Consider the following 6,466-nt stretch of genomic DNA (forward strand, 5'->3'; position numbering starts at 1 on the left):
CCTTAAGATTTCGCCGCAATACGGGCTTCTTTTTCTAATTTTTTCATAATGCGTTGACGTTTTAGTGAGGATAAGTAATCTACAAATAGTTTACCCTGTAGATGGTCCATTTCATGCTGAATACACACCGCAAGTAGCCCTTCTGCTTCCATCGTAAATTCTTCACCATGCTCATTTAACGCACTCACCTTGATCCATTCAGCTCGCTCAACTTTGGCATAGTTATTAGGGACTGACAAACAACCTTCTTCGTTGATTTTAGTTCCACGTTGTTCGATAACTTTAGGGTTAATAAACACTAAAGGAGTATCTTGGTCATCTGAGACATCCATGACAATAACTTGTTGATGGACGTTGACTTGCGTAGCGGCTAACCCTACACCACGTTCTGCTTTCATCGTTTCAAACATATCAGCTACTAATGTGCGAATACTGTCATTGATGTCGTTCACGGGCTTAGCTTTGGTGCGTAAGCGCTCATCGGGAAAAGTGAGGACGGTTAATACTGCCATTTTAAATCTACCATAATGAATTCACGAAGTGTTTTAAGTCCCTAGCTATGGATAACTTGGCCAAGCTAGTCACGAATATTACGTATTCTACCTGTAAAGTTATTAAGATGCATAATTTTAGGCGTAATTATGAATAAATGCTTACGGCACTTGATGGCATGTAATTGTATACCCATCGAGCAAAATAAATTGATACAGAATAATACCTCATTACGCTAAACCCGCCTTTTGGTCAGTATGCAGCCGCTTATTTAGTGCATATGATGAATGACATATAAAAGAAACTGCATGACAAAAATTTAGGGAGCTTAACAGTGGAAAAGTTAGTTGCGTTTTATGCACTGATACATTGTCAAGGTGTTAGTACAAACACAGTACTTAAGCTAACTACTCATTTTCAATGTGATATTGCAGATATACCTACGCTATCTAAAGAGACACTAGCCGCTCAAGGTCTGTCGAGTGCTCAAATTGAACAATTGAAAGCAGATTATAAAATTCCGATACAGCGAATAATGAATTGGTTAGATCACGACAGTGATTGTCCCCGCCAGGTAATATATTGTGATGATGCAGATTATCCGCAATATCTAGCTCATTTACATGACCGGCCTTTGTTATTATTCGTAGAAGGCAATATCAGTTTATTAACGCTTCCACAATTAGCGATTGTTGGAGCGCGCAGGGCGACTGAGCATGGTAAACGATATGCTTTTGATTTTGCTAAACAGCTCGCTTCTCATCACTGGGTAATTACCTCGGGTTTGGCCCAAGGCATTGACGCTCAGGCTCATCGAGGTGCTCTGGCTGCAAACGGAGCTACAGTCGCTGTGTTAGGTCATGGTCATGAACATATGTACCCACGACATCATGCACATTTGCGCCAACAGATTTTAAGTCAGCAAGGATGTATTATCAGCGAGTTTTTTCCTGACCAGCCGGCTCAACCCAAAAACTTCCCTCGTCGCAATCGAATTATCAGTGGACTGGGCGCTGGTACCTTGGTAGTGGAAGCTAAGCGTCAATCAGGCTCGTTAATTACAGCTAACCAGGCTGTACAAGAAAACCGCTTAGTCTTTGCATTGCCGGGGCGGATTGATGATGAGAATATTAGTGGTTGCTTAGCTCTGATAAAAGAAGGGGCTGTTCTAGTCCAAGAAATTGATGACATTGAAAGCGAAATGATGGAGGTTGAAAAACCGAGGCATCACCCCATATACTTTTCAACAAAGAATAAAACAGAAGAAAACTTGTCACCATCTAATTTGTTAGATAGTGTAGGTTATGAAATAACAGCGATTGAAAATATTGCTGCGCACTCAAGTTTACCGTTGCCACAAGTATTGGCACAACTATTGGAATTTGAGCTTAGTGGCAAAGTCGCGGCCGTTGCCGGTGGCTACGTAAAACTCAGGAGTGATAATTAATGTTCGATATCCTCATGTACTTGTTTGAAAGTTTAATTCATAACGAGTCAGACTTTCATGTTGACCAAGAAGCCCTTACCGAAGAGCTCGTTAGAGCGGGCTTTCATCATGACGAAATTTATAAAGCATTAGCTTGGTTAGAAAAGTTAGCGGCCCTACAAGAAACGGAACATAAGCCTTATTTAACAAAAGGGGCATATTCGGCAGTCAATCGAGTTTACGTTGAAACTGAGCTAGCTATCCTGGATGTTGAAGCTCGTGGCTTTATTATGTTCTTAGAACAAATCAATGTATTAGATGCGACTACCCGTGAAATGGTTATAGACCGTTTAATGGAAATTGATAACCAAGAGTTCTGCTTGGAAGATTTAAAATGGATTATTTTGATGGTGCTATTTAATGTACCTGGCAAAGAAAAAGCTTATGCACAAATGGAAAACTTGCTATTTGATGTGCCGGATGGTCCATTACACTAATGGCTAAAATTGACGGCTCGCTATTTTCATCTGACCAAAAAGTCAGTGCTGAGGCTATTTTTGAGGCTTATGGCGATTGTCCTGACTGCAGTAACCCATTACAGATCCGCTATGCCAATAAATCGGCCTTTTTAGGCTGCACCACATATCCCGCTTGTGAATACAAAAAATCGCTTACAGATAACTCAATCACAACGATTAAGGTGATGGTGGATACGCCTTGCCCACAATGCGATCAAACCTTAGCCATTAAAAAAGGTCGTTACGGGTTATTTGTTAGTTGTGTTGATTTTCCTACTTGTAATTTCATTGGGTCGATTAAACATCAAACCGATACCAAGGTATCTTGTCCACAATGTCACACGGGGCATTTACTTGAAAAGACCAACAAGTACGGTAAAAAATTCTATTCGTGCAACGCCTATCCTAACTGTAAATTTGTGTTAAATGATAAGCCGGTGGCCCGTACTTGTCCTGAATGTCAAAGTACGATTATGATTGAATCTTCAGCGACACAACTTCATTGTGTTAAACTAACATGTCATGGTGTAATTAATAATGATAACAATTCCTCCCGTTGAACTTGAGCAATTTATTAGCGCCTTTGAACAAGGCGAAGTCATAGGCTACCCTACAGAAGCTGTTTTTGGTTTAGGGTGCGATCCTGATATTGCTGATGCAGTAAATAACGTGTTAGCAATCAAAACCCGCCCACAGGATAAAGGGTTAATTCTCATTGCGGCGACGTTTGAACAGTTGTTACCTTATATTGATATTAGTGAGCTGGAACCTGAGATAATCAACAAAGTTCACGCGACTTGGCCTGGCCCGTATACTTGGATCATGCCTAAAGCGAAAACGACACCGGATTATTTAACCGGTGGTCGTAATACGATTGCGGTTCGTGTGAGTGCTCATCCAACGGTAATAGCGTTATGCAATGCTGTTAACAAACCCCTAGTCTCAACGTCAGCTAACCCCAGTGGTGAAACACCTGCACGAACACTTGAGCAAATTAAGACGTATTTCGCAGATACAATTTTTGCAATTGACGGTGAAGTCGATCACAATGCGCAGCCTAGCAAAATACAAGATGCAGTTACCGGAAAAGTACTGCGAGGATAGATAATGAACACCGAACTCCCGTCACACGAGAAGATTGCCCAGGTCAAAGCGTTCTTGCTTAAGTTGCAGGATAATATTTGTCAAACATTGGAGCTTTCTGACGGCAAAGCCCGTTTCGTGGAAGATGAATGGGAGCGAGAGCAGGGCGGCGGCGGTCGCACTCGTGTGCTGACCAATGGTGCTGTTATCGAGCAAGGTGGTGTTAATTTCTCGCATGTATTTGGCGATCAAATGCCAGCATCGGCCACGGCTGCCAGACCTGAGTTGGCGGGACGTCGCTTTCAAGCGATGGGAGTATCGCTGGTGATCCATCCGCATAACCCATATATCCCGACATCACATGCTAACGTGCGTTTCTTTATTGCTGAGAAAGAAGGTGAGGCACCTATTTGGTGGTTTGGCGGCGGTTTTGATCTCACTCCATTTTTCCCATTTAAAGAAGATGTCGTGCATTGGCATAAAGTGGCCCATGATCTATGCTTGCCATTCGGGGAAGATGTGTATCCTAAATATAAAAAGTGGTGTGATGACTATTTTTATTTGAAGCATCGTAATGAAACACGAGGTGTGGGCGGCTTATTCTTTGATGATTTAAATACACCTGATTTTGAAACGGCTTTTGGTTTTATGCAAGCTGTTGGCAATGGATACTTAGATGCGTATGTTCCCATCATTGAAAAACGTAAGAACACTGAGTACGGAAATATGGAGCGCGATTTTCAACTGTATCGTCGTGGTCGCTATGTGGAGTTTAACTTGGTGTATGACCGCGGTACTTTATTTGGTTTACAAACCGGTGGACGGACAGAATCAATACTTATGTCAATGCCGCCATTGGTACGCTGGGAATATAATTACGTTCCGGATGAACACTCGGCTCAAGGGAAGCTAGCGGCATATTTGACCCCGCAAGACTGGTTAGCAGGACAGTCATAACTACACGCTACAATGTCTCTTTAGCTTATGAACGTTTGTGTGAAGGGCATACGGGATCTGGACTGTTAATCATGTGTTCAGCCAGCCCATCAAATGCATGATGAAGTGTTTGGATAATATCTTGATTATCAATGGTGCGCTGCATCGCTTTGTCCATACACATCATCCACTGTATTTTTAGTGCAGGTGTGACGGTAAAGGGTAAGTGGCGCATTCGTAACCGTGGATGCCCATATTGTTGGACAAATAAATCCGGACCGCCGAGCCAACCCGATAAAAACAGATAAAACTTCTCACGCACGCTGTCCAAAGGAAGCGGGTGAATCACTAATAATTCTGTTAAAGCGGGATCGGTTTCCATTATGTCATAAAAGGCATTGGCTAATCGTCGTGTGCCTTCAATTTCGCCTATTAATTGATAAGCAGTTTGGTTATTATTCATACCTGCGCTTTTTCTCTTTGGAAGTTTGGTTGTTATCCAAGTAAGGATCGATTTCATGCAATATTTCGCTGTGTTTGGTAATCCCATTGCACAAAGTAAGTCTCCGGCAATTCATCAAATGTTCGCTCAGCAAGTAAAGCTGAATATTGATTATCGAGCAATTTTAGCACCTATAGGTGGCTTTGAAACTAGTGCAGCTGAATTTTTTGCACAACCACATCATATCGGAGCGAATGTAACGATGCCCTTTAAGCATGATGCGTTCTCTATGTGTGATGTATTAACCAATGAAGCAAAATCGGCTCAAGCAGTTAATACCTTATTTAAAACTGCAGAGGGGTTACTCGGTCACAATACCGATGGGTTGGGGTTGGTTCAAGACTTGATCCGTCAACAAGTTACCTTAAAAGGTCAACGTATTTTGGTCATAGGAGCCGGTGGCGCTGCCAAAGGTATTATAGCGCCATTGTTTGCTCAAGATATCCATTCATTGCATATTATTAATCGTAATGAACAACGGGCCAAAGAGTTAGTCGCTCAATTTGTCAGTGGACAGCCAAACTGGAAATTCACTGCCGGTGGGTTTGATAGTGTGAAACATGATCAATATGATGTCGTTATTAATGCGACTAGTTTAAGTATGAATGGTGAAGTACCCGACATATCTAATCATATATATGAAGAGACTACGTGTATTTACGATATGGTATATCGCAAAGAGCCCACGGCATTTTTGAAACATGCTCATCAACAAGGCAGTCGAAATGTGAGTGATGGATTAGGGATGCTTGTAGGGCAAGCTGCTAAAAGTTTTGAATTATGGACGGGGCAGGTAGTGAACACTACCCCAGTGTTAGAAACGTTAAGAAAACAGATTCAAGGCTAAATCATTTTGACATAGCTAAGTATTCGTCTTTTAAAGCAACATAGTTTTGCGCTGATTGTTTCAGGAATGCTGTTTCGGAAGGTTTTAAAGAGCGAGCTTGCTTTGCAGGGTTACCGACATATAGATAGCCACTCTTTAACACTTTATTCGGTGGTACCACGGAGCCTGCACCAATAAAGACATCATCCTCAACAACAACCCCATCCATTACTACTGAGCCCATACCTACTAAAATTCGGTTACCCAAGGTACAACCATGTAACATACATTGATGTCCAACCGTTACATCTTCACCAATAATCAACGGAAAACCATCAGGTAAAGAAGGTGATTTACGAGTGACATGTAATATAGTGCCATCTTGGATGTTAGACCGTGCGCCAATGTGAATATGATTTACATCACCGCGCGCAGCAACTAAAGGCCAGATGCTAACATCATTTGCTAGCGTGATATCACCATAGAGAACCGCGCTATCTTCTATAAACACTCCTGAAGCGATAGATGGAGTTATTCCTTTATAGGCATGAATGGGCATAAAGATAGTCCTGTTTTGTAAAAATACTGTGTCTATTGTAAAAGAAATAGAGAAGATCGGGTAATATTTCGGCGTAATATAAAATATTTCAATTTAATTACGATAAGCTGTTGACGATAAAAAT

The 6,466-nt window shown here is 41.6% G+C and carries 9 protein-coding genes and 1 rRNA gene (1 of these 10 only partly in view); 7 read left to right on the plus strand and 3 right to left on the minus strand.

Going from position 1 to position 6,466, the window contains the following annotated elements; genetic code table 11:
* Nucleotides 1-2: 2 nt before the first annotated feature.
* Nucleotides 3-512: a peptide deformylase gene (gene def, locus G2999_RS04185; RefSeq protein WP_010179066.1), complete on the minus strand. Its 510-nt coding sequence runs from the start codon at nucleotides 510-512 to the stop codon at nucleotides 3-5.
* 314 nt (nucleotides 513-826) lie between these two features.
* On the opposite strand from def, the gene dprA reads away from it, so the two are divergent.
* From dprA to hemF, 5 genes are read left to right on the plus strand one after another with little or no spacing between them, the layout of a single operon-like run.
* A complete protein-coding gene (dprA, locus tag G2999_RS04190; RefSeq protein WP_010179067.1) occupies nucleotides 827-1,939 on the plus strand; it encodes a DNA-processing protein DprA in 1,113 nt (370 codons plus the stop codon).
* A complete protein-coding gene (locus G2999_RS04195; protein WP_010179068.1) occupies nucleotides 1,939-2,415 on the plus strand; it encodes a DUF494 family protein in 477 nt (158 codons plus the stop codon). The genes dprA and G2999_RS04195 overlap by 1 nt, the downstream gene beginning before the upstream one ends.
* A complete protein-coding gene (locus G2999_RS04200; RefSeq protein WP_010179069.1) occupies nucleotides 2,415-2,996 on the plus strand; it encodes a topoisomerase DNA-binding C4 zinc finger domain-containing protein in 582 nt (193 codons plus the stop codon). Before G2999_RS04195 ends, G2999_RS04200 begins: the two co-directional genes overlap by 1 nt.
* The gene (locus tag G2999_RS04205; RefSeq protein ID WP_010179070.1) at nucleotides 2,974-3,540 is read left to right on the plus strand and encodes a Sua5/YciO/YrdC/YwlC family protein; all 567 of its coding nucleotides are present in this window, start codon (nucleotides 2,974-2,976) and stop codon (nucleotides 3,538-3,540) included. Before G2999_RS04200 ends, G2999_RS04205 begins: the two co-directional genes overlap by 23 nt.
* Nucleotides 3,541-3,543: 3 nt before the next feature.
* Nucleotides 3,544-4,476, plus strand: a complete 933-nt coding sequence (gene hemF / locus G2999_RS04210; protein ID WP_010179072.1) for an oxygen-dependent coproporphyrinogen oxidase — start codon at nucleotides 3,544-3,546, stop codon at nucleotides 4,474-4,476.
* A 25-nt stretch (nucleotides 4,477-4,501) separates the two neighbouring features.
* Here the strand turns inward: hemF and G2999_RS04215 are convergent, their stop codons facing one another.
* Entirely contained in the window at nucleotides 4,502-4,918 is a 417-nt protein-coding gene (locus G2999_RS04215; protein ID WP_010179073.1) for a group II truncated hemoglobin, read from the minus strand.
* A gap of 55 nt (nucleotides 4,919-4,973) precedes the next feature.
* Here G2999_RS04215 and aroE point away from each other — a divergent pair, with 55 nt between their 5' ends.
* Nucleotides 4,974-5,804: a shikimate dehydrogenase gene (gene aroE, locus G2999_RS04220; protein ID WP_010179075.1), complete on the plus strand. Its 831-nt coding sequence runs from the start codon at nucleotides 4,974-4,976 to the stop codon at nucleotides 5,802-5,804.
* A 1-nt stretch (nucleotide 5,805) separates the two neighbouring features.
* On the opposite strand, the gene G2999_RS04225 is transcribed toward aroE, so the two are convergent.
* Nucleotides 5,806-6,294, minus strand: a complete 489-nt coding sequence (locus tag G2999_RS04225) for a gamma carbonic anhydrase family protein (protein ID WP_198006083.1) — start codon at nucleotides 6,292-6,294, stop codon at nucleotides 5,806-5,808.
* Nucleotides 6,295-6,299: 5 nt separating this feature from the next.
* On the opposite strand from G2999_RS04225, the gene G2999_RS13445 reads away from it, so the two are divergent.
* Nucleotides 6,300-6,466: ribosomal RNA gene (locus tag G2999_RS13445) — 16S ribosomal RNA — on the plus strand (it continues 952 nt past the right edge of the window).

The organism is Glaciecola sp. HTCC2999, from assembly GCF_000155775.1.
Classification (GTDB): Bacteria; Pseudomonadota; Gammaproteobacteria; order Enterobacterales; family Alteromonadaceae; genus Opacimonas.